Annotated in this window: 22 protein-coding genes; 9 read left to right on the plus strand and 13 right to left on the minus strand. The window is 74.0% G+C overall.

Annotated features, from left to right (window positions below; all coding sequences use genetic code 11):
• Window positions 1-14 precede the first annotated feature (14 nt).
• Together I8N68_RS00900 and I8N68_RS00905 are read right to left on the minus strand one after the other, a co-directional pair.
• Window positions 15-167, minus strand: coding sequence for a hypothetical protein (locus I8N68_RS00900; protein WP_200206389.1), 153 nt, complete (start codon window positions 165-167; stop codon window positions 15-17).
• Complete coding sequence (locus I8N68_RS00905) at window positions 119-481, minus strand: YbaB/EbfC family nucleoid-associated protein (RefSeq protein WP_200206391.1); 363 nt, start codon at window positions 479-481, stop codon at window positions 119-121. The genes I8N68_RS00900 and I8N68_RS00905 overlap by 49 nt, the downstream gene beginning before the upstream one ends.
• Before the next feature lie 191 nt (window positions 482-672).
• Here I8N68_RS00905 and I8N68_RS00910 point away from each other — a divergent pair, with 191 nt between their 5' ends.
• Both I8N68_RS00910 and I8N68_RS00915 read left to right on the plus strand, forming a co-directional pair.
• Entirely contained in the window at window positions 673-2,379 is a 1,707-nt protein-coding gene (locus I8N68_RS00910; RefSeq protein ID WP_200206393.1) for an ABC transporter ATP-binding protein, read from the plus strand.
• Window positions 2,376-4,124 carry an ABC transporter ATP-binding protein gene (locus I8N68_RS00915; RefSeq protein WP_200206395.1) on the plus strand — a complete coding sequence of 583 codons (1,749 nt, stop codon included), beginning with the start codon at window positions 2,376-2,378 and terminating at the stop codon, window positions 4,122-4,124. The genes I8N68_RS00910 and I8N68_RS00915 overlap by 4 nt, the downstream gene beginning before the upstream one ends.
• A gap of 38 nt (window positions 4,125-4,162) precedes the next feature.
• Here I8N68_RS00915 and I8N68_RS00920 read toward each other — a convergent pair whose 3' ends face one another.
• The 7 genes from I8N68_RS00920 to I8N68_RS00950 all read right to left on the minus strand — a co-directional run bounded on the left by I8N68_RS00920 (window position 4,163) and on the right by I8N68_RS00950 (window position 11,378).
• On the minus strand, window positions 4,163-4,903 hold the full coding sequence (locus tag I8N68_RS00920) for a DUF4142 domain-containing protein (RefSeq protein ID WP_200206397.1): 741 nt from the start codon (window positions 4,901-4,903) through the stop codon (window positions 4,163-4,165).
• A 131-nt stretch (window positions 4,904-5,034) separates the two neighbouring features.
• Window positions 5,035-6,219: an ROK family protein gene (locus I8N68_RS00925; protein WP_200206399.1), complete on the minus strand. Its 1,185-nt coding sequence runs from the start codon at window positions 6,217-6,219 to the stop codon at window positions 5,035-5,037.
• An 8-nt stretch (window positions 6,220-6,227) separates the two neighbouring features.
• Window positions 6,228-7,493 (minus strand): sugar ABC transporter permease, encoded by a 1,266-nt coding sequence (locus tag I8N68_RS00930; protein ID WP_200206400.1) that lies wholly within the window; start codon window positions 7,491-7,493, stop codon window positions 6,228-6,230.
• Window positions 7,490-8,296 (minus strand): ATP-binding cassette domain-containing protein, encoded by an 807-nt coding sequence (locus I8N68_RS00935; protein ID WP_200206401.1) that lies wholly within the window; start codon window positions 8,294-8,296, stop codon window positions 7,490-7,492. Before I8N68_RS00935 ends, I8N68_RS00930 begins: the two co-directional genes overlap by 4 nt.
• A 65-nt stretch (window positions 8,297-8,361) precedes the next feature.
• Window positions 8,362-9,450, minus strand: coding sequence for a sugar ABC transporter substrate-binding protein (locus tag I8N68_RS00940; protein WP_200206405.1), 1,089 nt, complete (start codon window positions 9,448-9,450; stop codon window positions 8,362-8,364).
• Between the two features lie 222 nt (window positions 9,451-9,672).
• Complete coding sequence (gene ybaK, locus I8N68_RS00945; protein ID WP_200206413.1) at window positions 9,673-10,152, minus strand: Cys-tRNA(Pro) deacylase; 480 nt, start codon at window positions 10,150-10,152, stop codon at window positions 9,673-9,675.
• A gap of 44 nt (window positions 10,153-10,196) precedes the next feature.
• Window positions 10,197-11,378, minus strand: a complete 1,182-nt coding sequence (locus tag I8N68_RS00950) for a class I SAM-dependent methyltransferase (RefSeq protein WP_200206414.1) — start codon at window positions 11,376-11,378, stop codon at window positions 10,197-10,199.
• A 372-nt stretch (window positions 11,379-11,750) separates the two neighbouring features.
• On the opposite strand from I8N68_RS00950, the gene groES reads away from it, so the two are divergent.
• The 3 genes from groES (at window position 11,751) to I8N68_RS00965 (ending at window position 15,638) form a co-directional block, all read left to right on the plus strand.
• On the plus strand, window positions 11,751-12,059 hold the full coding sequence (groES, locus tag I8N68_RS00955; protein WP_504739812.1) for a co-chaperone GroES: 309 nt from the start codon (window positions 11,751-11,753) through the stop codon (window positions 12,057-12,059).
• Window positions 12,060-12,129: 70 nt separating this feature from the next.
• A complete protein-coding gene (gene groL, locus I8N68_RS00960) occupies window positions 12,130-13,770 on the plus strand; it encodes a chaperonin GroEL (RefSeq protein ID WP_200206415.1) in 1,641 nt (546 codons plus the stop codon).
• A gap of 122 nt (window positions 13,771-13,892) precedes the next feature.
• On the plus strand, window positions 13,893-15,638 hold the full coding sequence (locus I8N68_RS00965) for a molybdopterin-dependent oxidoreductase (RefSeq protein ID WP_200206416.1): 1,746 nt from the start codon (window positions 13,893-13,895) through the stop codon (window positions 15,636-15,638).
• 131 nt (window positions 15,639-15,769) lie between these two features.
• On the opposite strand, the gene I8N68_RS00970 is transcribed toward I8N68_RS00965, so the two are convergent.
• From I8N68_RS00970 to I8N68_RS00980, 3 genes are all read right to left on the minus strand, one after another.
• Window positions 15,770-16,513, minus strand: a complete 744-nt coding sequence (locus I8N68_RS00970) for an SDR family NAD(P)-dependent oxidoreductase (RefSeq protein ID WP_200206418.1) — start codon at window positions 16,511-16,513, stop codon at window positions 15,770-15,772.
• Between the two features lie 143 nt (window positions 16,514-16,656).
• Complete coding sequence (locus I8N68_RS00975) at window positions 16,657-17,562, minus strand: LysR family transcriptional regulator (RefSeq protein ID WP_200206421.1); 906 nt, start codon at window positions 17,560-17,562, stop codon at window positions 16,657-16,659.
• Window positions 17,563-17,715: 153 nt separating this feature from the next.
• Window positions 17,716-18,099, minus strand: a complete 384-nt coding sequence (locus tag I8N68_RS00980) for a WhiB family transcriptional regulator (RefSeq protein ID WP_200206423.1) — start codon at window positions 18,097-18,099, stop codon at window positions 17,716-17,718.
• A gap of 255 nt (window positions 18,100-18,354) precedes the next feature.
• Between I8N68_RS00980 and I8N68_RS00985 the strand changes: the two genes are divergently transcribed.
• On the plus strand, window positions 18,355-19,173 hold the full coding sequence (locus tag I8N68_RS00985) for a helix-turn-helix transcriptional regulator (protein ID WP_200206425.1): 819 nt from the start codon (window positions 18,355-18,357) through the stop codon (window positions 19,171-19,173).
• A gap of 43 nt (window positions 19,174-19,216) precedes the next feature.
• On the opposite strand, the gene I8N68_RS00990 is transcribed toward I8N68_RS00985, so the two are convergent.
• Entirely contained in the window at window positions 19,217-19,627 is a 411-nt protein-coding gene (locus I8N68_RS00990; RefSeq protein ID WP_200206427.1) for a DUF5319 domain-containing protein, read from the minus strand.
• A 196-nt stretch (window positions 19,628-19,823) separates the two neighbouring features.
• Here I8N68_RS00990 and guaB point away from each other — a divergent pair, with 196 nt between their 5' ends.
• The 3 genes from guaB to I8N68_RS01005 all read left to right on the plus strand — a co-directional run bounded on the left by guaB (window position 19,824) and on the right by I8N68_RS01005 (window position 24,043).
• Window positions 19,824-21,386: an IMP dehydrogenase gene (gene guaB, locus I8N68_RS00995; RefSeq protein WP_200206429.1), complete on the plus strand. Its 1,563-nt coding sequence runs from the start codon at window positions 19,824-19,826 to the stop codon at window positions 21,384-21,386.
• Between the two features lie 28 nt (window positions 21,387-21,414).
• Window positions 21,415-22,533: a GuaB3 family IMP dehydrogenase-related protein gene (locus I8N68_RS01000; protein WP_200206432.1), complete on the plus strand. Its 1,119-nt coding sequence runs from the start codon at window positions 21,415-21,417 to the stop codon at window positions 22,531-22,533.
• 115 nt (window positions 22,534-22,648) lie between these two features.
• Window positions 22,649-24,043: a M1 family metallopeptidase gene (locus tag I8N68_RS01005; protein WP_307812452.1), complete on the plus strand. Its 1,395-nt coding sequence runs from the start codon at window positions 22,649-22,651 to the stop codon at window positions 24,041-24,043.
• Window positions 24,044-24,138: the final 95 nt, after the last annotated feature.

Here is a 24,138-nt window from a genome sequence, read left to right on the forward strand (position 1 = left end):
ACGGCGGGTGCGGGTCAGCCGCCCAGCCGGCCGTGCAGCGAGGTGAAGAGCGCGTCGGACACCCGGTCGGCCTCGACCACCCGCTCCGCCCAGTCGGCCAGCCCCTCGGCGGCGGTGATCAGCAGCTGGACGTGCGAGCCGTACGTCTCCAGCGCGTGCGACAGCACCGCGGGCGCTGGGCGCCGAAGCCGAGGTCGTTGAGCAGCGGCCCGAGCCCCTGCGGCAGGGTCACCGGCTGCGCGGCGAACTGCTCCTGAAGGGCGGCCTGCAACTCGGCCCGGGCGGTGCCGAACGCCTCGCGGATCGCCGCCGCCAGGTCCTCGGAGGGCAGCCGCATGACCCGCGGGTCGAGGTCGAGGGCGAGCAGGTCACCGGTGCCGTCCAGCTCGACGTGCACGAGGCCACCCGCCGCGTCGCCGGCAGCCCGGACGGCGGTGAGGCGGCCCAACGGGCCGTCCGGTCGGTCGTACTGGTCGGTCACTGTGGCCACCCCGTTCCCGGTCGACTGTGGCGGGACCTGGACCGGCCACGCCCCGCCGGAAGCCTAGCGATCGCCGGTCGCCGGGGTGGCCCCGCCGCCGAGGCACCCGGTGCGACCTGCGTCGCAATGGCGCTGACCGGCGGGAATTGGGATGCGTGACGCGGTCGTCGCCGCCTAGCGTCGCAGGCGTCATGCGCTTCGAACCCGCCGGCGATCCCGGCACCCCCGACGCCCGGTCCGCCACCCGCTACCTGGTGTGGCTGGCCGGCCGGCACCCGTTCCTCTTCACCGCCGGCATCGGGCTGGGCATCGCCTGGATGGTCGCCCAGGCGCTGATGCCGGCCGCCGTGGGCCGGGCGATCGACGCCGGCCTCGCCCACCGCGACCCGGACGCCCTGCTGACCTGGGGCGCCGTGCTGCTGGGGCTGGGCGTGTTCCAGGCGGTGGCCGGGATCCTGCGGCACCGCTGCGCGGTGCACAACTGGCTGGCCGCCGCGTACCGGACCGTGCAGGTGACCGTCGAGGCCACCAACCGGCTGGGCGCCGCGCTGCCGCGCCGGGTCGCCGCCGGCGAGGTGGTGAGCATCGGTACGGCCGACATCGAGCACATCGGCAGCGCCGTCGACATCACCGCGCGGGGCGCCGGTTCGATCGTCGCCGTCGTCACGGTCGCGGTGATCCTGCTGGACGCCTCGGTGCCGCTCGGGCTGGTGGTGGTGCTCGGCGTACCGCTGCTGATGGGCCTGGTCGGGCTGCTGATCCGGCCGCTGCACCGGCAGCAGCAGGCGTACCGGGACTCGGAGGGGCGGCTGACCGCCCGGGCCGGGGACATCGTCTCCGGGCTGCGGGTGCTGCGCGGCGTGGGCGGCGAGCCGCTGCTCTCCGCGCGGTACCGGGCGCAGTCCCAGGCGCTGCGCGCGGACGGCCTCCGGGTGGCCCGGGTCGAGTCGCTGCTGGAGGCGGCCCAGGTGCTGCTCCCCGGCGCGTTCGTGGTGCTGGTGACCTGGCTCGGGGCGCGGTTCGCGCTGCGCGGTGAGATCAGCGCCGGCCAGCTCGTCGCCTTCTACGGCTACACCGCCTTCCTGATCAGCCCGCTGCGCAACCTCACCGAGGCGGCCGACAAGCTGACCCGGGGGCATGTCGCCGCCCGGCGGGTGGTCCGGCTGCTCCGGCTCACCCCGGAACTGGTCGACCCGCCCCGCCCGGCGACGCTGCCCGCCGGACCGGGCGAACTGGTCGACGTCCAGTCCGGGCTGGTGCTGCGGCCGGGGCGGCTCACCGCGCTGGCCGCGACGGCGCCGGAGGACGCGGCGACGATCGCCGACCGGCTCGGCCGGTTCGTCGACGGCGACGTGACGCTGCACGGCGTACCGCTGCGGGACCTGGCGGTGGCGACGGTGCGCGAGCGGATCGTGGTGGCCGACAACGACGCGCATCTCTTCACCGGCCCGCTCCGGTCGGAGCTGGACCCGCACGACGCGGCCGGCCGCGACGCGGTCGAGGCGGCCCTGGTGGCGGCGAGCGCGACGGACATCGTCGACGCCCTGCCCGACGGCTTGGCGGGCCAGGTGGCCGAGCGAGGCCGGGAGTTCTCCGGCGGGCAGCGGCAGCGGCTGCGGCTGGCCCGCGCGCTGGTCGCCGACCCGGAGACGCTGGTGCTGGTGGAGCCGACCAGCGCGGTGGACGCGCACACCGAGGCGAGGATCGCCGACCGGCTGAGCGCGGCCCGGCGGGGGCGGACCACCCTGGTCTGCACCACCAGCCCGCTCGTGCTGGGCCGGGCCGAGCACGTGGTCTTCGTGGAGGACGGCAAGGTGGTGGCCGAGGGCCGGCACGACGAGCTGCTCGCCGCGGAGCCGCGCTACGCGGCCACGGTGAGCCGGGAGGAGGAGCGATGAGCGCCGCGCTGCCGGTCGCCGACGCCGACCAGGTCCGCCGGTACGCCCGCACGCTGGTCCGCCGGCACCCGCGCGGCCTGGCCGTGGCGCTCGGGCTGCACGCCCTCGCCGCGGCGGCCGGCCTGGTGGCGCCCCGGCTGCTGGGTGACCTGGTGGAGGGGATCTCGCGGGGGGTTGCGGCGGTCACCGTCGACCGGGTCGCGCTGGCTATCGCCGGGTTCGTGGTGGTCCAGTCGGTGCTGGTCCGGTTCGCCCACCTGGCCTCGGCCCGGCTCGGCGAGCGGGTGCTCGCCGAGCTGCGCGAGGACTTCGTCGACCGGGTGCTCGCCCTGCCGCTGTCCACGGTGGAGCGGGCCGGCACCGGTGACCTGCTCACCCGCACCTCGCGGGACGTCTCGGCGCTGTCCCGCACGGTCCGGTTCGCGGTACCGGAGACGCTGATCGCGGTGCTGACGGTCGTGCTGGTCCTCGGCGCGCTGCTGCTGACCGGTCCGCTGCTGGCGCTGCCCTGCCTGCTCGCGGTCCCGGTGCTCTGGGCCGGCACCCGCTGGTACCTGCGCCGCGCCCCCGAGGGCTACCTGCGGGAGAACGCCGCCTACTCGGACATCACCGACGGGATCAGCGAGACGGTGGCGGGGGCGCGCACCACCGAGGCGCTGCGCCAGCAGGCCCGCCGGCGGGCCCGCAGCGACGCCGACATCCGGCGGTCGTACGCCGCCGAGCGCTACACCCTCCGCCTGCGTACCGTGTTCTTCCCGATCGCGGAGATCGGGTACGTCGTGCCGGTGGTCGCCACCCTGGTGATCGGCGGCTGGTTCCACCTGCGGGGCTGGGCCAGCCTCGGTCAGGTCACCGCGGCCACCCTCTACGTGCAGCAGCTGGTGGACCCGATCGACCGGCTGCTCTCCTGGCTGGACGAGCTCCAGGTCGGCGGCGCCTCGATGGCCCGGCTGCTCGGGGTGGCCGCCGACGGGGCGCCGGCACCGGCGACGCCCGCCGCGCCCGTCCCGCCGGGCGGGGAGCGTCGGCTCGCCGCCCGCGACGTCCGGTACGCCTACCGGGAGGGCCACGACGTGCTGCACGGGGTGACCCTGGTGCCCCGGCCGGGGGAGAAGCTGGCCATGGTCGGCCCGTCCGGCGCGGGGAAGTCCACCCTGGGTCGGTTGCTGGCCGGGGTGCACGCGCCGCGCTCCGGCGCGGTGACGGTGGACGGTCGGCCGCTGGCCGAGCTGCCCCTGGCCGAGCTGCGCAGCCACGTCGCGCTGGTCAGCCAGGAGCACCACGTCTTCATCGGCACCGTGGCGGAGAACGTGGCGATGGTCCGGCCGGCGGCGGACGACGCCGAGGTCCGGGCCGCGCTGGCCGCTGTCGACGCGCTGGGCTGGGCGGAGGCGCTGCCGGCAGGGCTGGCCACCCAGGTCGGTTCGGGCGGGCACCCGCTCACCCCGGCGCAGGCCCAGCAGCTCGCGCTGGCCCGGCTGGTCCTCGCCGACCCGCACACCCTGGTGCTGGACGAGGCCACCTCGTTGATCGACCCGCACGCCGCGCGGGAACTGGAACGCTCCCTCGCCGCCGTGTTGCAGGGGCGGACGGTGATCGCGATCGCGCACCGGCTCTTCTCCGCGCACGACGCGGACCGGGTGGCGGTGGTGGAGGACGGCCGGATCACCGAGCTGGGCTCGCACGACGAGCTGGTCGCCGCGGGTGGCTCGTACGCCGCCCTGTGGCGGTCCTGGCACGGCTGACGGCACGCCGGCCCCCGCGGGGCCCCCGGCGACGGGCGTCAGTTGCGGCGCAGGATGCGGTAGGTGGCGATGCCGCCGGTGCCGAGGGCGATGAGGAAGACCAGCCAGACGACGGTGGTGCTGACCTCGGTGCGGCCGCCGCTGCCGACGTTGGCCGCGGCCGCGGCGACCAGCGAGTCGCTCTGCGCCGGGGGCAGCGCGGCGGGGGGCAGCTGTTGCCAGCGGACCAGCCCGGTGCTCTCCAGCATCGCCATGTGGTCGGTGACGAACTTGTTGGCCTCGTCGGCGAGCTTGCGCACGGTGGCGTCCCGGGTGCTGGCCCGTACCGCCCCGATCACCGGGAAGATCTTGCCGTGGGCGACCCGGAGCCGGGTGACGAAGATCTGGTCGAAGCGGGTGCCGGTCGCGTTCTGCATCTCGCCCAGCCACCCCTTCTGCTCGCTGGTCGGGTCGGTCGGCAGGGTGGCGCCCAGCTTGTTGGCGGCGTCCACCACGAGCTGGTCGAGGACGCCGTGCTGCCGGGCGATCTCCGCCCCGATCTCGCGTACCCGCGGCGACCGGCCCTTCTCGGCGGCCAGCTGCCCGGCCGGCATCTCCCAGAGCCCGGCCAGCCGTACCCCGTTGAGCAGGGTCATGTCGGCGGCGTTCAGTTGCGATCCGGGCGCGGCCAAAGCGGTGCCGGGAAGGACGCCGAGCCCCGCGACGAGCGTGATGAGCAGCAGCGCCACCCGGTGGGTCCGGTGCGCTGGCCGGCGGCGTGCGGATTCCAGCGGTGCCATCGTTGCGGTGCCTCCTCGGTCCGGACCGAACGCGTGTGTCGCCGGGCGGCCGCACCTCGCCGGCCGCCCGTTCGGACACTGGTACGGATCACCGGCGCGATCGGTTCACCGGGGGCCGACAGCCCTCGTGGTCAGGAGGCGTCGAGCGGATCCGCGAGCAGCCGCTCGAAGGCCAGCTCGGCCGCCCCGATCAGCGCGGCGTCGTTGCCTAGTTGCGGGGTGCGCAGCCGGACGTGCTCCAGGCACGCCGAGAGCGCGACCGAGTTGAGCCGGCTGCGCACCTGCGCCGCCGCGGCGAGGTACAGGTCCCGCATCGTCCCACCGAAGATCACCATCTCCGGATTGAAGAGGTTGACCAGGTTCCCCACGCCGAAGCCCAGCCAGTCGCCGACCTGCCGGACCGCCGTCTGGGCGCGGGCATCACCGCGGTCGGCGGCGTCGAAGACCGCCAGCACCGCCTCCCGGCCGAACGCCTCCGGCCGGTCGGCGGCCTTGAGCAGGGCGTACTCCCCGATCTCGGTCTCCCAGCAGCCACGGGACCCGCACTCGCAGGGGGAGCCGTGCCGGTTGACCACCATATGGCCCACCTCGCCGCCGTAGCCGCCGTGCCCGGTCAGCCGACGGCCGCCGGCGATGATGCCGGCGCCCACGCCGACGTCCCCGTACAGGTAGATGACGTTGTCGCAGCCGGCCGCGGCACCGCGGGCGTGTTCGGCGAACGCGCAGACGTCGGCCACGTTGGCCACCACCACGGGCGTGTCCGCGCCCAGCTCGGTGGCGAGGGTGGCGCCGATCGGCTCGTTCACCCAGCCCGCGTGGGGGCTGAGCCGGACGAGGCCGTCCTCACGGCGCACCATGCCGCAGACCGCGATTCCGGCGCCGACGCCGATCGTCCCCGGCGGCACCGCCCGCCGCATCTCCTTGAGCGCCCCGGCCAGCAGCGGCGCGGTCTCCGCGGCGACCAGCCCGCGCGGCCGGCCCAGCTCGCGGCGGTCGAGCACGACACCGCCGAGCCCGATCCGGGCGGCCTGCAACCGGTCCACCTCGATGCTGAACGCCCAGGCGTGGACCCGGGCCGACTCGGGCCGGACGACCAGCGACGGCCGCCCGGCGCCCCGCCCGCGCTGCTTCGGGATCGCCTCGCTGACCAGGCCGGCGCTGGCCAGGTCGGCGGTCAACGCACCGATGGTGCTGCGGTTGAGCCCGAGGGCGGTGGTGAGTTCGGCCCGCGACATGGCGCCGCGGAGGTGGACGTGGCGCAGCAGCGCACCGAGATTCTGCCGGCGAATCTCCTCCTGGCTCGGCCCCGTGCGCATCAGCGGGCTCAGCGGTTCCCGGTCGCGGCGGCCCGACGCCGGGACAGCGCGTCGACCCCGGCGGCCAGCAGCAGCACCAGCCCGGTGAACAGGTACTTCACCCCGGAACTGGCGTCCATCAGCCCCATCCCGTTGTCGATCACCGCGACCACCGCGCCGCCGAGCACGGCGTCGACCACCCGGCCCTTGCCGCCGAAGAGGCTGGTCCCGCCGATCACCGCCGCGCCGACCGCGTACAGCAGGACGTCGCTGCCGCCGGTGGTGGCGTCCACCGAGCTGAACCGGCTGGCCGCCACGATGCCGCCGACCGCGGCCATCGAGGAGCAGATCACGAAGACCGAGATCCGGATCCGGTCGACGCTGATGCCGGCCCGGTGGGCGGCCTCCCGGTTCCCGCCGACCGCCTGCAGGTGCCGCCCGTACGCCGTGCGGGACAGCACGAAGCTGAGCGCGACGAACAGCACCGCGATCAGCGGCACCACGACCGGCATGCCGCGGTTCGAGCTGATCAGGCTGTTCAGGCTGCGCTCCACGTTGAGCACGTACACGGCGGCGCCGACGACCGCGGCGAGGCCGCCGATCCGGATCAGCACCACCGACAGCGGATCGGTCGCCAGGTCCCGGGTCCGCCGGGTGTGGTACCGGCGCAGCTGGGTGACGCCGTACCCGGCGACGGCGACCGCGGCCAGCAGCCAGCCGACCAGCGGCGACAGGTTCCGGTTCTCGATCGCGACGATGGGGGCGGCCTGCACCGCGACGGTGGTGCCGCCCTTGATCAGCATCAGCATGATGCCCTGGAAGGCGAGGAACGCGGCGAGCGTGACCACGAAGGACGGGATGCCGACCTTGGCCACCAGGAAGCCGAGCACCAGCCCGATGGCCGCACCGGTGGCCAGCGCGGCGGTGGTGGCCAGGTACCAGGGCCAGCCCTGGAGGGTGAGCAGGTTGGCCAGCACGGCCGCGCAGACCCCGCTGGCGAAGCCCGCGGAGAGGTCGATCTCGCCCAGCAGCAGAACGAACACCAGCCCCATCGCGATCAGCACGACGGCCGCACCCTGGGTGAACAGGTTCGCGAAGTTGCCGGCGGTGAGGAAGTTGGGCCGCAGCACCGAGAAGAACGCGCAGAGCACGACCAGGCCGAGGATCGCCGGCAGGGCACCCATGTCGCCGCCCCGCAGGCGGGCGAGGTAGCTGCGCACGTGGCCGTCGAGGGTGGTCCGGGCGGGGACGGCCGACCAGGTCTCCGGGTGGTCCGTCCGAGATTGCGTGATCATTCCAGGCCCCCCACTGTCCCGTTGCGTCGGCGACCGCCGTCGTTCCTGCCGTTGGCGCCGAGCGAGTCGCTGCGCCCGGACGTGATCAGCTCGACCACCTGGGCGTGCGTGACGTCGGTGGTCCGCACCTGGGCGACCATCTGACCCAGGTAGAGCGTCGCGATCCGGTCGGAGACGGCGAAGACGTCGTTCATGTTGTGCGAGATGAGGACGACCGCCAGCCCGTTGTCGGCGAGCCGCCGGACCAGTTCGAGGACCTGGGCGGTCTGCGCCACGCCGAGGGCCGCCATCGGCTCGTCGAGGATGACCAGCCGGCTGTTCCAGAGCACCGCCTTGGCGATCGCCACCGTCTGCCGTTGACCGCCGGACAGGCTGGACACGTGCTGGCGCAGGGAGCCGATCGTCCGGACCGAGAGCTCGGCGAGGGTCCGGGCCGCCAGTTCCTCCATGGTCGGCTCGTCGAGCACCAGGCCCGAGCGCCGCTCCCGGCCGAGGAACATGTTCTGCACGATGTCGAGGTTGTCGCAGAGCGCGAGGTCCTGGTAGACCACGTCGATGCCGAGACCGGCGGCGTCCCGGGGACCGTTGATGGTCACCGGCCGTCCCTCGAAGAAGAACTCGCCGGCGTCGGTGCCGTAGATGCCGCTGATGCACTTGACCAGGGTCGACTTTCCGGCGCCGTTGTCGCCGACCAGCGCGGTCACCTCGCCCGGGTACACCGCGAAGTCGACGTCGCGGAGCACCTGCACGGGACCGAAGCTCTTGTCGACTCCACGCAGCTCCAACAGGGGTGTCTCGGACACGGGTGTCTCCTTACTGGGTGTCCGGATGCCGGTTCGCCGGTCCGGGCCGGCCGGCCGCGGCCGGCTCAGCTGATGCCCGCCCGGGCGCAGAGCGCGGCGTACTCCGCGGTGCACACGTCGGCCTTGTCGACGAAGCCGTCGGCGATGACGTTCTTCACGGTGTCCTTGGTGATCGGTTCCGCGCCCAGCAGCACGGCGGGCACGTCCCGGCCGCCCTGGGGGTCGTGGAACCGCTGCTCGGTCTTCTTCCGCTCGCCCCGGGCCAGGCCGATCACCAGGTCGGCGGCGGCCTCGGCCTCCGCCTTGATCGGCTTGTACACGGTCATGCACTGGTCGCCGGCGAGGATGTGCCGCAGGGCCTGGGCGTCGGCGTCCTGGCCGGTGACCGGGACGCGCCCGTTGAGCTTGTTCTTCCGCAGCACCGAGATGACCGCGTTGGCCAGCCCGTCGTTGGCGGCGACGACGCCGTCGATCCGGCCGTTCGTCTGGGTCAGCATCTGCTCGAAGATCGTGCCACCGGTGGTGTTGTTCCAGCCGGGCACGTCCTGGTCGGGGCCGGCGACGTACTGACGCGCGGCGTACTTCGGCTTCAGGACCGAGTCGTAGCCCTCCTTGAACTGGGCCGCGTTGTTGTCGGTCGGCGCGCCGTTCAGCTCCGCGATCACCGGGCGCCGTACGCCCCGGTCGGCGAGGCAGGTGACCAGGCCCTCGCCCATCATCCGGCCGACGGCGACGTTGTCGAAGCTGACGTAGTACTGCGCGGAGCCGCCGAGGGTGGGCCGGTCGTAGTCGATGGTGGCGACGCCGCGCTGGGTGGCCTTGTCCAGGACCGCCTTGCCGGTGCCCGAGTCCAGGTTGGTGATCATCAGTACGGTCACCCCGTTCGTGATCATCTGCTCGGCGATGGTCACGAAGCGCGCCTTGTCGTTCTGGGCGTTCTGGATGTCGTACTCCACGCCGGCGGCCTTGAACGCCGCCTCCAGGTACTTGCGGTCGGCGGTCTCCCAGCGATTCGACGAGGCGCTGTCGGGCAGGATCACGCCGATCTTCGCTCTGGGCTGGCTCCCGGCAGCGTCGCCGGCGGCGTCGCAGGCGGTCAGGCTCCCCGCGGTCAGCACACCGACCGCGGCGAGGGTGAGGATCCCTCTGCGCATGTGCACGGTTCCTTTCGAGGGAGACGGAACTCGAGGGGGAGCGTGAAGGGGAGGTACGCGCCGGTGGGCTGCCGCATGCCGCCTCACCTGCGATTTGTTGTTCCGGGCAACGTATTGTTCACCGCCCGGTCGCACAAGAGCCGGGTCGGTCAGGACCTCGTCACCAGCGATAACAATTCCGCAACGCGGCCGACATCGATGCCGCCGCCGCGCCCCCGGCGCTCAGCGGGCGGCGAGCGGAGCGGTCACCGCGGCCGTGAGCGCGATCAGGTCCGTGGGGCTCAGCTGCACCTGGAGCCCGCGACGCCCGGCGGAGACGTACACGGTCGGGTGGTCCAGCGCCGAGGCGTCGACCACGGTCGGCAGGCGTCGGCGCTGGCCGAGCGGGCTGATGCCGCCGCGCACGTACCCGGTGGCCCGCTCGGCGGCCGTCCGGTCGGCCAGGGCGGCCCGCTTCCCGCCCGTCGCGGCGGCGAGCGCCTTGAGGTCCAGCTCGCCGGTGACCGGCACGACCGCCACCGTGAGTCCACCATCGACCTCGGTGACCAGCGACTTGAACACCCGCTCCGGCGGCACCCCGAGGGCCGCCGCGACCAGGGCGCCGTAGTTCGGCGCGTCCGGGGAGACGTCGTACGGGTGGGTGCTGTGCGCGATCTTCCGCCGCGCGAGCAGCGCGGTCGCCGGAGTGCCCTGTCCCGCCATGCCGACAAGCTAGCGCCCGGCGGGCGCCCGGGCGAGCCGGAATGTCAGGCCGGCTGGCCGATCAGCACGGTGGGCGCGCCGGCCACCCGGGTCAGCACCAGGCTCGCCGCCGCGTCACCGGAGAGCCGCAGGTCCCGGCGCAGCCGCTCCGGCTCCAGCGCCGAGCCGCGCTTGAGGATCTCCACCCGGCCGACCCGACGGTCCCGGAGCAGGGCCCGCAGCCGCTTCAGCGAGAACGGCAGCACGTCGGTCACCGCCAGGCAGCGGGCGTACGGGGTCGCCCTGGCGGTGTCGGCGTACAGGTAGGCGATGCTCGGGTCGGCGAGGGTCGCATCCAGCTCCCCGGCCAGCTCGGCGACCAGGTGCGCGCGGACCACCGCCGGGTCCGGGTCGTACAGGAAGCGGCGGGTGGGCCCGACCGGCGCCTCCGCGTCGCCGGAGCCGGTCAGCACGTGCGGGACGTCGCCGCGCAGCACGGTGGCCCGGTGGGGCACCTCGGCGAGCGGGCCGCACCAGAGCGCAGCCTCCACCAGGTCGCCGTCGACGCTGACCCATTCGGCCTCCGCGCCGGCCGGAATCAGCGCGTGGTCCAGCCCCGGGGCCACCTTGACCACGGTGCGCGGCACCCGCTCGGCCAGCCCGGTGACGAAGTCCCACGGCGGCGAGTAGGCGTTCGGGTCGAAGATCCGCCGGCCGGTACCGGCCCGGCGCCGGGCCGGGTCGCAGAAGACCGCGTCCACCCGGCGCACGTCGAAGGCGGTCGCGTCGCCGCACTCCACCGTGAACTCCTCGGCCAGCCCGGCCGCCTCGGCATTGGCGGCGGCCATCGCGGCGGTGACGGGGTCGGCCTCCACGCCGTACACCCGGATGCCGGCGCGGGCGGCGGCCAGCCCGTCCGCGCCGAGTCCGCAACCCAGGTCGGCCAGGGTGCGTACTCCGGCGGCGCGCAGCCGGGCGGCCCGCCGGTCGGCGACCACCCGGCGGGTGGCCTGCTCCAACCCGGCGCGGGTGAGGAACATGCCGGCCGCGGCGGGCCCGAACTTGCCCACGGCCCGGCGGCGCAGCTCGGCCTGGGTGAGCGCGGCGGCGGCCAGCCCGGCCGGCACGCCGGCCGAGCGGAGCGCGGCCGCCGCGGCCAGCGGGTCGCCGCCGGCCACCCGGGCCGCCGCGGCGAGCGCGGCCGACCCCTCGGCGGTACGCAGCGCGGCGAGCTGGTCGAGGTCCATCGGGCCATTCTCCCGGCCCGACCGCGACCGGGCCGGCCGGGTGTCGGCACGCCACCGACGTGGCGTGGTCCGCGAGGTCCCCGAGGCCGCGAGGTCGCGCTGTGGCGGGGATCGCGACCGGTCGGGCCGGCCGGTCCGTGGCGACGCGCCGGGTGTCGGGCTGGCACTCTCCTTGACGGAGTGCTAGCCGAGGCATAACCTGCGATTAGCACTCTCCCATCGAGGGTGCCAGCTTCCGGGCCTCGGCCCGGTCGCTGAACGCCAGGCGGACCGGCACCCGCGACGACGGCCCCGCCCGGTGGCATGTGGCAGATTGACGCCGTTCGGCTTGCCGTCCGGCAACGAAACCAAGTACCCCAGGAGGGTATGCCCGTGACTACCGCGACCAAGGTTGCGATCAAGCCGCTCGAGGACCGAATCCTGGTCCAGGCGAACGAGGCTGAGACCACCACGGCGTCGGGCATCGTGATCCCCGACACCGCCAAGGAGAAGCCGCAGGAGGGCACCGTCCTCGCTGTCGGCCCGGGCCGGATCGACGACAAGGGCAACCGGATCCCGGTTGACGTCTCCGTCGGCGACACCGTCATCTACTCGAAGTACGGCGGCACCGAGGTCAAGTACGCCGGCGAGGAGTACCTGGTGCTCTCCGCCCGCGACGTCCTCGCGGTCATCGAGAAGTAAGCAACCGATCAGTGTCGTTGCCCCGGTCCGGCTCGCCGGGCCGGGGCAACGTCGCTTCGAAGGGACATTCATGGCGAAGATCCTGAGCTTCTCGGACGACGCCCGGCACCTGCTCGAGCATGGTGTCAACGCCCTCGCGGACACGGTCAAGGTCACCCTCGGCCCGCGCGGGCGCAACGTCGTCCTGGACAAGAAATTCGGTGCGCCGACGATCACCAACGATGGTGTGACCATCGCCAAGGAGATCGAGCTCACCAACCCGTACGAGAACCTCGGCGCGCAGCTGGTCAAGGAGGTGGCGACGAAGACCAACGACGTCGCCGGCGACGGGACCACCACCGCGACCGTGCTGGCCCAGGCGATGGTCCGCGAGGGCCTGCGCAACGTGACCGCCGGCGCCAACCCGTCCGGTCTCAAGCGGGGCATCGACGCGGCGGCCGCCAAGGTCTCCGAGGCGCTGCTCGGCCGGGCCGTCGAGGTGGCCGACAAGGAGTCGGTGGCGCACGTCGCGACGATCTCCGCGCAGGACGCCACCATCGGCGATCTGATCGCCGAGGCGATGGAGAAGGTCGGCCGCGACGGCGTCATCACCGTCGAGGAGGGCTCCGCCCTGCACACCGAGCTGGACGTGACCGAGGGTCTCCAGTTCGACAAGGGCTTCATCTCCCCGAACTTCGTCACCGACGTGGAGGGGCAGGAGTCGGTCCTGGAGGACCCGTACATCCTGATCACCACGCAGAAGATCTCGGCGATCGAGGAGCTGCTGCCGCTGCTGGAGAAGGTCCTCCAGAACAACAAGCCGCTGCTGATCATCGCCGAGGACGTCGAGGGCCAGGCGCTGTCGACCCTGGTCGTCAACGCGATCCGCAAGACGATCAAGGTCTGCGCGGTGAAGGCCCCCGGCTTCGGTGACCGCCGCAAGGCGATGCTCCAGGACATGGCGATCCTCACCGGCGCCGAGCTGGTCGCCCCGGAGCTGGGCTACAAGCTCGACCAGGTCGGCCTGGAGGTGCTCGGCACCGCCCGGCGGGTCGTGGTCGACAAGGAGACCACCACCGTCGTCGACGGTGGCGGCCAGGCCTCCGAGGTCGCCGACCGGGTCGCCCAGATCCGCAAGGAGATCGAGGCCTCGGACTCCGAGTGGGACCGGGAGAAGCTGGCCGAGCGGCTGGCGAAGCTCTCCGGTGGCATCGCGGTCATCAAGGTGGGCGCGGCCACCGAGGTCGAGATGAAGGAGCGCAAGCACCGCATCGAGGACGCCATCGCGGCGACCAAGGCCGCCGTCGAGGAGGGCACGGTCCCGGGTGGCGGTGCCGCCCTGGCCCAGATCATCCCGGCGCTCGACGACGACCTCGGCTTCACCGGTGACGAGAAGACCGGCGTCTCGATCGTGCGTAAGGCCCTGGTCGAGCCGCTGCGGTGGATCGCCCAGAACGCCGGCCATGACGGCTACGTGGTGGTGCAGAAGGTCGCCGGCAAGGAGTGGGGCAACGGCCTCGACGCCGCCACCGGCCAGTACGTCGACCTGGTCAAGTCCGGCATCATCGACCCGGTGAAGGTGACCCGCAACGCGGTCACCAACGCCGCCTCGATCGCCGGCCTGCTGCTCACCACCGAGAGCCTGGTGGTGGAGAAGCCGGAGAAGGCCGAGCCGGCCGCCGCCGGCGGGCACGGCCACGGCCACGGCCACCAGCACGGCCCGGGCTTCTGACCCGACGCCGTACGGCATCGTCAGGGCACACCGTCACGCCGACGGTGTGCCCTGATCCGTATCTGGTTACGGAACGCTGACGCGGCTACCGGTCCGGCCCGGTGATCGACAAGACTGGCCCGATGACCACCACGTCCCGCGGGTACGCCGCGCTGGCCGGGATCACCGCCGCCGCCGTGGCGATCGGCGCCGCCGAACCGGTGGCCGTCCTCACCGGTGCCCGTTCGGCACCGCTGATCGCCGTCGGCGGGTTGGTCGTCGACGTCGTGCCCGCGCCGCTGAAGCAGTTCGCCATCGCGGTCTTCGGCACGTACGACAAGATCGCCCTGCTGGTCGGGACGGCCGTGCTGCTCGGGGCGTTCGCCGCGGCGCTCGGTGTGCTGGCCGCCCGCCGGCTCGGGATCGGGCTGGCCGGCATCGCCGCCTTCGCCGCCCTCGGGGTGGCCGCCGCGCTGACCCGGGCCGGCGCCAACCTCTTCGACGCGCTGCCCTCGCTGGTCGGCGGTGCGCTCGGCGCGCTTGCCCTCTGGCTGCTCCTGGCCGGTCCGCTGCAACCCCAGCTCTGGTCCTGGTCGCCAGCCGCCCCGGCCGCACCGCCGGTGCCACCCGGCCGCGAGCCCTCCCCGGAGGCGTCCGAACGCCGGCCCGTCGAGCCGTCCGGGCCCGTCGAGCCGGCCGCCGCGGAGGCTCGGTCCGCCGAGCCGGCGGTGTCGGCGGCCCGGCCCGTCGAGCGAGCCGCGCCGGAGGCCCGGCCCATCGAGCCGGCGGTGCCACCCGCGCCCGGTCGCGACGAGGTCGACCCGGAGGGACGGCGGCGGTTCCTGACCGGGGTCGGGACGCTGCTGGGTGCGGCCGCCGTGGCCGGGCTCGGCGGGCACTGGCTGGCCGGGCGGCGGGGCGTGTCGGCGGCCCGCCGGGCCGTCGCCCTGCCCACCCCGTCGGCCGCCGCGCCGGCGGTGCCGGCCGGCGCGGACCTCTCGCTGGCCCAGCTCGCCCCGTACGTGACCCCGACCTCGGGCTTCTACCGGATCGACACCGCGCTGGTGGTGCCGCAGGTGGACCCGGCGACCTGGCGGCTGCGCATCCACGGCCGGGTCCGTCGGGAACTCGAGTTGAGCTTCGACGACCTGCTCGCCCGGCCGATGGTGGAGCGGTACGTGACGCTGGCCTGCGTCTCCAACGACGTGGGCGGCGACCTGATCGGCAACGCGCGCTGGCTGGGCGTGCCGATCAAGGAGCTGCTCGACGAGGCCGGGCCGGAGGAGGGGGCGGACCAGGTGGTCGGCCGCTCGGTCGACGGCTGGACCTGCGGCACCCCGACGGCGGTGCTGCGGGACGGTCGGGACGCGCTGCTGGCGGTCGGGATGAACGGCGAGCCGCTGCCCGTCGAGCACGGCTTCCCGGTGCGGATGGTCGTGCCCGGTCTCTACGGCTACGTCTCGGCGTGCAAGTGGGTCACCGAGCTGGAGCTGACCAGCTTCGCCGACTTCGACGCGTACTGGGTGCCGCGCGGGTGGTCGGCGCAGGGTCCGATCAAGACCCAGTCGCGGATCGACGCGCCGCGGCCGCGCAACCGGCTCACCGCCGGTCCGGTCATGGTGGCCGGGGTGGCCTGGGCGCAGCACCGCGGCATCCGCAAGGTCGAGGTCCGGGTGGACGGCGGCCCGTGGCGGGAGGCGACCCTCGCCCCGACGGTCTCGGTGGACACCTGGGTGCAGTGGTCCTGGCGGTGGGACGCCACGCCGGGCGAGCACACCCTCCAGGTGCGGGCCACGGACGCCGACGGCGTCACCCAGACGCCGCAGCGCCGGCCGGTCGAGCCGGACGGCGCCACCGGCTGGCACAGCGTGCCGGTCACCGTCCGCTGACCAGCGGCGGTATCCGCGTCCGGTCGGGGTCCTCCGGTGAACCGGGCCGTGGCCCGCGCCAGCCCGGCCGGGCGGCGGCCCGCTCCCCGACAGAGCATCGGGAAGCGGGCCGCGCGGTACGGGCAACCGGCTCAGACGGCGACGCGTCCACCGTCCACCGGCAGGATCGCGCCGTGTACGAAGCTCGACCGGTCGGTGGCCAGGAAGGTGATCGCCTCGGCGATCTCCTCGGCGGAGCCGGGACGGCCGGCCGGGATCGAGGCCGCGAGCTGGTCGAGGTCCGCGCCCATCCCGGCGGTGCCCTCGGTACGGGTCGGGCCCGGGCTGACCGCGTTGACCCGGACGCCGTGCGGCCCGTACTCGGCGGCCCAGGACTTGGTGAGCAGCACCAGCGCCGCCTTGCTCGCCCCGTACAGGCCCATCCCGGCCAGGCCGAACTCGGCGACCATCGTGCTCACGTTGATGATCGCGCCGTGGCCGCGCTTCGCCATCTCCGGCGCGAGCTCGGCGACCAGGAAGTACGGCACCTTCACGTTCAGCGTGAAGACGGCGTCGAACGTCTGGTCGCTTGTCTGGTCGGTGGGACCGAACGGATAGATCCCGGCGTTGTTGACCAGGATGTCGACGTCACCGACCAGCTCCCTGGTCCGCGCGGCGAGTTCTCGGGCCGACGCCTCGTCCCGCAGGTCGACGGCCACGAAGTCCGCCCGGCCGCCGCCCGCCCGGATGTCCCGGACCACCTGGTTGCCCCGGGCCTCGTCCCGGCCGGAGATCACCACGTGTGCGCCGAGGTCGGCGAGGGCGATCGCCGTCGCCCGGCCGATGCCGCTGTTGCCACCGGTCACCAGGGCCGACCTGCCTCGCAATGCTGTCATCGTTGTGCACCCACATCTCTGAGAGAACGGTTTCGGTCGGGCGTGCCCCGACCAGTGAGTGCAAGTCGCGCGGGGGCGCACGGGTTCCCGCCGAGCTGATCGAGCGACTTATGGCCGCCATAAGCGACCCCGGCCGGCGAGGGTCAGACCCGGTCCGCTCCCCGTATCTCCAGAGCGGCGATGAGATGGCCAAGGTCGCGCCGGTGGGAACTGGCCGGCCACGCCGCCCAGGTACGCCGGACGAGGGGATGCCCGACCAGCGGCGACCAGGTGACCGAGTCCGGGATCGGCTGCGGCCAGCTGGGCGGTGCCAGCGCGAAGGCGCGACCGGCGGTGACGGCCGCGAGCTTCACCTCGGGGATCAGCTCCTGCCCTTCCGGCGCGCCGGCTCCGAGGTCCAGGCCGTGGCTGCGCAGGATCGCGGTCAGCTCGTCGTACCAGGCGGGGCTCCCGGAGCGGGGGAAGCCGACCCAGTCCAGCCCGGCGAGGGCGTCCAACCGGATCCCGTCGGGTCCCGCGAGGGCCGCGGCCGGTTCGGCGGCCAGCAGCACGCCCAGCGGCTCCGCGACGACCAGTACGGCGTCCAGGTCGGGACCGATCGGGTGTTCCCGCACGAGGCCGACGTCGATGTCGCCGGCGCGCAGCGCGGCGAGCTGTGCCGCGGTGGACAGGTGGCGGGCCTGGACCCGCGTGCCCGGGTAGGCGGTGGCGAGTTCGGCCAGCGGCCCGGACAGCAGGTCGGTGGGGAGCTCGAGCGGGATCCCGAGCCGCAGCACGCTGTCGCCCGCGCCGGTGTGCCGGGTCACGGCGGCCACCGCCTGGTCGTGCCGGGCGAGCACCGCACGAGCCTCGGCGAGCAGCGTCAGGCCAGCGTCGGTGGCTTGCACACCGGTGCTTCGGCGGGTCAGCAGCTGCACACCGAGCTGCCGCTCCAGCGCGTTCATGGTCTGGGAGAGCGCGGGCTGGCTGACGTGCAACCGCCGTGCCGCGGCGGACAGGCTGCCCTGCTCGACGACCACCACGAACGCCCGCATCTCTCGCAGTTCCACCCGCCCATCACAGCATGCGCGTCCCCGACCGGCGGCGGGGAAGCCGGCGGCCCGAGGGGTCTGCTCACCGGAGCCCGCGGGACGGCGCGGCCGGGCAACGAGACGGCGCCGCGCCCCCGAGGGGACGCGGCGCCGGTATGTCAGTGACCGGGATCAGGCGACCTTGCGCTGGTCCGGCACGGTCGACTTGTGTGGACGGCCGAGGCGGGCCTCCAGCCGGGCCACGTCGACCCGGCTCTGCCGGCGGTCGGCCAGGTCCTCCCAGCCGAGGGCGAGCAGCCGCAGCCGCTCGGACTCGCTGAACCCGCCCCACACGCCGTACGGCTCGCGGACGGAGAGGGCGTGCGCGGCACACTCGGCCCGGACCGGGCAGGTGCGGCAGACGGCCTTGGCGCCGGACTCGCGGCGCAGCCGCGACGAGCCCCGCTCGCCGTCCGGGTGGAAGAATTGGGCGCTGTCGCGGCCCCGGCAGGCACCGAGTCGCTGCCAGTCCCAGAGATCGACGATGGGTCCTGGCAGTCTACGTACGTTCGACATCAGCATCCCTCCTCCCGCGCGGCACCGCGGAGAATCCTTCGTGGCCAGCTACCGGGCGGCGGTCCGCGCAGGCGCACCGTTTCCGGCCTGGCGTCTCGGTACCCGGGCTTTCCCGCGCTCACACATCTGTGATCGAAAACCTCGGACAACATGCGCCATATGCCCCAACTGTCGGAAAAGTTCGGATGATTGACCGGAACCACCTCGCGGCGCGAGCCGGCCGTGGTCTGCTCTGAGACGGAGAGGAGACCAACTGTGCGTACCGTTCTCGTGTGCGTTCGGACACCGACCGCGGCCCAGCAGCTGACCTCCGCGGCGGCCCGACTGGGGCTGTCCGCGATCGTCCGGACAGCCGTCTCCGATCCCGAGGTGATGCTGCGGCTGGCCGAGCGTCCGGTGGACGTCGTACTCGCCGATACCGCCCTCACCCGGCCGGACAGCGCCGGCTTCGTACGCCGGGTGCTCGCCCGCGCGCCGCAGGCCGCGGTGCTGCTGCTCGGCGCCGAGGAGTCCGAGGCCGCCGCGGCCACCATCAGCGCCGGGGCGCGGGGGCTGATCCAGGGGACCGACCACGACCTCACCAGCGCGGTGGCCAAGGCGCTGCTGCTGCTCACCGCCCCCGGACGGTCGGCCCGGCACCGGGTGACCGACCCGGCCCGGGACGCCGCGGCGGTCGGCGGGTCGGCCCGGTCCACCGCGGCGGGGCGTACCCCGGGCGGGCCGGCACAGCCCTGGGTGGAGGGGGCCGGGGGTGGACCCACCGTGGTCCCGGTGCAGCGCGGCGACGACGAGGCCGAGTCGGCCGGCGGCGAGCCGGAGCCCGCCGCGCCGAGCGGTCAGCCGCGCACCGGCGTGGGCGCCCGCACCGGGCGGACCCCGGTCGGGCTGACCGAACGCGAGCTCCAGGTGCTGCTCGGCATGGCCGAGGGGAAGAGCAACGCGGAGATCGGCCGGGAGCTGTTCGTCTCTGAGGACACCGTCAAGACCCACGCCCGGCGGCTGTTCCGCAAGCTCGGCGCCCGGGACCGGGCGCACGCGGTGGCCGCCGGCTTCCGCGCCGGACTGGTCGCCTGACCCGCTCCCGACCACCGGGCCGCCGGGCGGGCTCGGCAGTCGGTCAGGCGTCGGCGGAGTCGTCCTCGTCGGTCCCCTCGGTCAGCGTGTCGTGCACGCCGTCGGCGTAGCCCCGGGCGTAGTCCCAGGTGACATAGTGGTCCGGGTCCGGGTCGTAGGCCGGCTCGTGCACCCGCGGCCGGCCTGAGGTGAGCAGGTGGCGCAGGTTGCCGCGGAGCAGGTCCCAGTCGAAGTAGTGCGGCTCGCGGCAGTCCTCGCACTCGATGACCAGCCCGCGCACCCCGATCGGCGCCAGCAGGGCCTGGTAGATCTCCAGGTCGGCGAGATCCTCCAGGACGTCCTGGCGCTCGACCTCGGTCAGCGGGTCCAGCGCGTCGTCCTCGCGCGGATCCTGCAGACCGGCGGTCGGATCGGCCGGGTCGCCGTTGAACGGGTCGATGGGCTCGTCGTGCACCCCCTCACCGTAGTCCCAACCGGCGGGGGAAGTCCGCCCCCGGCGCTCACGGTGGCGCCGCTCTCCCGCGCCGCCACTGCCGGGGCCGGCCCAGCTCAATGGGTACGATGAAGCGACGCGCCGTCACTTCGGCCTGCGTCGGTGCCCGCGCGCGCCGCCTCGCTGAAGCCCGTCCGACCAGCTCAGGAGAGCAATCGTGGAGAATTCGCCCAGCACCGACCTTCCGGCCGGCACCGACGGCGGCGAGCTGGGCGGTCACCTGCCCGAGTTGCCCGCCGGTTCGGCCCGCGTGGTGCCGCTCGGGCTGACCTTCGACGACGTGCTGCTCCAGCCGGGTGAGTCGGACGTCGTGCCCAGCCGGGTCAACACCCGCACGCGGCTCACCCGCAACATCGAGCTGACCGTGCCGCTGCTCTCCAGCGCGATGGACACCGTCACCGAGGCGCGGATGGCGATCGCCATGGCCCGCCAGGGCGGCATCGGCGTGCTGCACCGCAACCTCTCGCTGGAGGACCAGGCGCTCCAGGTCGACCTGGTGAAGCGCTCCGAGTCCGGCATGATCACCAACCCGGTGACCGCCAGCCCGGACGACACCCTTCGCGAGGTCGACGAGCTCTGCGGCCGGTACCGCATCTCCGGCGTGCCGGTGGTCGACGCCAACGGCCAGCTGGTCGGCATCGTCACCAACCGGGACATGCGCTTCGTCTCCGACCCGGCCACCCCGGTCCACTCGATCATGACCCGGACGCCGCTGGTCACCGCACCGGTCGGGGTGAGCAAGGACGCCGCGCTCGACCTGCTGCGCCGGCACAAGGTGGAGAAGCTGCCGATCGTCGACGAGTCGGGCCGGCTGCGCGGGCTGATCACCGTCAAGGACTTCACCAAGAGCGAGCAGTACCCGAACGCCACCAAGGACGACGCGGGCCGGCTCCGGGTCGCCGCCGCGGTCGGCGTCGGCGAGGACGCGTACAAGCGGGCCCGCTCCCTGGTCGACGCGGGCGTGGACGTCCTGATCGTGGACACCGCGCACGGGCACCAGCGGGCCGTGCTGGACATGGTCCGCCAGCTCAAGTCCGACGTCAGCATCGACATCGTCGGCGGCAACGTCGCCACGTACGCCGGCGCGAAGGCGCTGGTCGACGCGGGCGCGGACGGCGTCAAGGTCGGCGTCGGCCCGGGTGCCATCTGCACCACCCGGATCGTCGCCGGCGTCGGCGTACCGCAGATCACCGCGATCATGGAGGCGGCGCGGGCCGCCCGCCCGGCCGGCGTGCCGGTCATCGGCGACGGTGGCATCCAGTACTCCGGCGACATCGCCAAGGCGCTGGTGGCCGGTGCCGACACGGTGATGCTCGGCAGCCTGCTGGCCGGTTGCGAGGAGAGCCCCGGCGAGCTGATCTTCATCAACGGCAAGCAGTACAAGGCGTACCGGGGGATGGGTTCGCTCGGCGCGATGCAGTCGCGCGGCCAGGCCAAGTCCTACTCCAAGGACCGCTACTTCCAGCAGGACGTGCTCGCCGAGGACAAGCTGGTCCCCGAGGGCGTCGAGGGCCAGGTGCCCTACCGGGGCCCGCTCTCGGCGGTCGCCCACCAGCTCATCGGCGGACTGCGGGCCGCGATGGGCTACGTCGGCGCGGAGAGCATCCCCGAGCTGCACCGGCGGGGCCAGCTCATCCGGATCACCGCGGCCGGCCTCAAGGAGAGCCACCCGCACGACATCCAGATGACGGTCGAGGCGCCCAACTACCACTCCCGCTGACCATCACCCCCAACCACCTGGAGTCCCCATGCGTGACGTGGTCGAGATCGGGCTGGGCAAGACCGCGCAGCGCGGCTACCACCTGGACGACATCGCCATCGTGCCGAGCCGCCGCACCCGGGACGTCGACGACGTCTCCACGGCGTGGCAGCTCGATGCGTACCAGTTCGGCATTCCCTGCGTCGGGCACCCGTCGGACGCGACGATGAGCCCGTCGTCCGCCGTCCGGCTCGGCCAGCTCGGCGGGCTCGGCGTGCTCAACGTCGAGGGCCTCTGGACCCGGTACGAGAACCCGGCCAAGGTCCTGGAGGAGCTGGCCGGCCTCGGCGAGGACGCCCGCGCCACCAAGCGGCTGCAGGAGGTGTACGCCGAGCCGATCCGCCCCGACCTGATCGCCGAGCGGGTCCGCGAGCTGCGGGCCGGCGGCGGCACGGTGGCCGTGCGCGTCTCCCCGCAGCACACCCTGGCGCTCGCCCCGGTGATCCTCGACGCCGGCGTGGACATCCTGGTCATCCAGGGCACCATCGTCTCCGCCGAGCACGTCTCCACCACCGAGGAGCCGCTGAACCTCAAGGAGTTCATCGCCGACCTCGACCTGCCGGTCATCGTCGGCGGCTGCACCGACTACAAGACCGCGCTGCACCTGATGCGCACCGGCGCGGCCGGCGTGATCGTCGGCATCGGCGGCGACGACTGGTCGACCACCGACTCCGTGCTCGGCATCCGGGTGCCGATGGCCACCGCGATCGCCGACGCGGCCGCTGCCCGCCGGGACTACCTCGACGAGACCGGTGGCCGGTACGTCCACCTGATCGCCGACGGCGACATCCAGACCTCCGGCGACATCGCCAAGGCGCTCGGCTGCGGCGCGGACTCGGTGATGCTCGGCGAGCCGCTCTCCCTCTGCGCGGAGGCCCCCGCCGGCGGCGCCTGGTGGCACTCGGCCGCCAGCCACCCGTCGCTGCCCCGGGGCGCGTTCGAGGTGGCCGGCGAGCCGCTCGGCTCCATGGAGCAGCTCCTCTTCGGCCCGGCCGACGAGCCGGACGGCCAGCTCAACCTCTTCGGCGGCCTGCGCCGCGCGATGGCCAAGTGCGGCTACCGCGACCTCAAGGAGTTCCAGAAGGTCGGCCTCGTCCTCGACCGCTGACCGCACACCCCGCCGTCGATCATGGAGGTGTGGTTCCCGGATCGCCCCGGTGCTTCCGGTTCGCCATCTGCCACAACTCCATGATCGGCCCGGGCTGTCGGCTTAGGCTCGGCTGGTGAGGTGGCGGCGGGGCGGGGCGGCGGCGGTGCTGGGGGTGGTGCTGCTGGTCGGGGGCGGGTGCACCCACGGCGACCGGGGGTTCCGGGCGGGGGCGGCTGACGCGGGGGATCCGTATGTGCCAGGAGCCGGCAACGGCGGGTACGACGTCCAGCACTACCGGCTGAAGGTGCGCTACGACCCGGGCAGCGACCGGCTCACCGGCGAGGCCACCGTCACCGCCACCGCGACCGCCGGGCTGTCCCGGTTCAACCTGGACCTCGCCGGCCTGACCGTCGACCGGGTCCGCGTCGACGACGCCCCGGCCCGGCACCGCCGCGACGACGCCGAGCTGGTCGTCACTCCGGCGCGCGGGCTAGCCGCCGGGGCCCGGTTCACCGTCGACGTGGCGTACGGCGGGGTGCCCCAACCGCTGTCCAACGGGGAGCTGGGCAGTGGCGGCTTCCAGGCCACCGCGGACGGGGCGATCGCGCTCGGCCAGCCCGGCTCGGCGAGCACCTGGTTCCCGGTCAACGACCACCCCTCCGACAAGGCCACCTACCAGGTCGAGGTGACCGTCCCGGACGGGCTGGTCGCGCTGGGCAACGGCGTGCCGGGCGAACGGACCAGCCGGGACGGCTGGACCACCTGGCGCTGGTCGGAGGGCGCGCCGATGGCGAGCTACGTGGCCACCCTGGTGATCGGGGACTATCGGGTGGCCACCGGCACCCACGCCGGGAAGCCGATGGTCACCGCGGTGGCCGCCGCGCTGCCCGCCGACGGGCCGGCCGCCGCCTCGATCGCCCGCACCGGCGAGATCGCCGACTTCCTGGCCGGCCGCTTCGGCCCGTACCCGTTCGACGCGTACGGCGGGATCGCGGTCGCCGACGCGCGCATCGGGTACGCCCTGGAGTCCCAGTCCCGGCCGGTGTACGGGCCGGGTTTCTTCCGCTCCGGCCGGCCGGACACCGAGGTGGTCGCGCACGAGCTGGCCCACCAGTGGTTCGGCGACAGCGTCTCGGTGGCCCGGTGGAGCGACATCTGGCTGAACGAGGGCTTCGCCACGTACGCCGAATGGCTCTGGGCCGAGCACGATGGCGGTCGCAGCGTGCCGCGGACCGTGGCCGCCGAGTACGCCGCCACCGACTGGGCGCAGCCCGTGCTGGACCCGGGTCCGGCGGACCTGTTCGGCACCGCCGTCTACAAGCGTGGCGCGCTCGCTCTGCACGCGCTGCGCCGGGCCGTCGGCGACCCGACGTTCTTCCGCCTCCTGCGTGGCTGGGTCACCGAGCGCCGGGGCGGGACCGCCACCACGGCCGACTTCGTGGCGTACGCCGAACGGGTCGCCAGCCGGCCGCTGCGCCCGCTGCTCGACGCCTGGCTGGTCGGCGGCACCGCGCCGGCCCTGCCGTGAGGCGTCGCTGAGCGCCGCTCGGTAGGCTGCCGCGGGCGGAGCGGCCCGGGCGGGCCGCTGGCGGTCGTTCCCGGGAGGTCGAAGCGATGACGCGG

This window comes from Micromonospora coerulea (assembly GCF_016598485.1).
Lineage (GTDB): Bacteria > Actinomycetota > Actinomycetes > Mycobacteriales > Micromonosporaceae > Micromonospora > Micromonospora coerulea.

Excerpts from the sequence above, each read along its gene's own strand:
- I8N68_RS00930 (WP_200206400.1), bottom strand. The coding sequence starts at position 7,493 with ATGATCACGCAATCTCGGACGGACCACCCGGAGACCTGGTCGGCCGTC.
- I8N68_RS00940 (WP_200206405.1), bottom strand. The coding sequence starts at position 9,450 with ATGCGCAGAGGGATCCTCACCCTCGCCGCGGTCGGTGTGCTGACCGCG.
- I8N68_RS00920 (WP_200206397.1), bottom strand. The coding sequence starts at position 4,903 with ATGGCACCGCTGGAATCCGCACGCCGCCGGCCAGCGCACCGGACCCAC.
- I8N68_RS01000 (WP_200206432.1), top strand. The coding sequence starts at position 21,415 with ATGCGTGACGTGGTCGAGATCGGGCTGGGCAAGACCGCGCAGCGCGGC.
- I8N68_RS00925 (WP_200206399.1), bottom strand. The coding sequence starts at position 6,219 with ATGCGCACGGGGCCGAGCCAGGAGGAGATTCGCCGGCAGAATCTCGGT.
- ybaK (WP_200206413.1), bottom strand. The coding sequence starts at position 10,152 with ATGGCGGGACAGGGCACTCCGGCGACCGCGCTGCTCGCGCGGCGGAAG.
- groL (WP_200206415.1), top strand. The coding sequence starts at position 12,130 with ATGGCGAAGATCCTGAGCTTCTCGGACGACGCCCGGCACCTGCTCGAG.
- I8N68_RS00950 (WP_200206414.1), bottom strand. The coding sequence starts at position 11,378 with ATGGACCTCGACCAGCTCGCCGCGCTGCGTACCGCCGAGGGGTCGGCC.
- I8N68_RS00965 (WP_200206416.1), top strand. The coding sequence starts at position 13,893 with ATGACCACCACGTCCCGCGGGTACGCCGCGCTGGCCGGGATCACCGCC.
- I8N68_RS00970 (WP_200206418.1), bottom strand. The coding sequence starts at position 16,513 with ATGACAGCATTGCGAGGCAGGTCGGCCCTGGTGACCGGTGGCAACAGC.
- I8N68_RS00980 (WP_200206423.1), bottom strand. The coding sequence starts at position 18,099 with ATGTCGAACGTACGTAGACTGCCAGGACCCATCGTCGATCTCTGGGAC.
- I8N68_RS00910 (WP_200206393.1), top strand. The coding sequence starts at position 673 with ATGCGCTTCGAACCCGCCGGCGATCCCGGCACCCCCGACGCCCGGTCC.
- I8N68_RS00915 (WP_200206395.1), top strand. The coding sequence starts at position 2,376 with ATGAGCGCCGCGCTGCCGGTCGCCGACGCCGACCAGGTCCGCCGGTAC.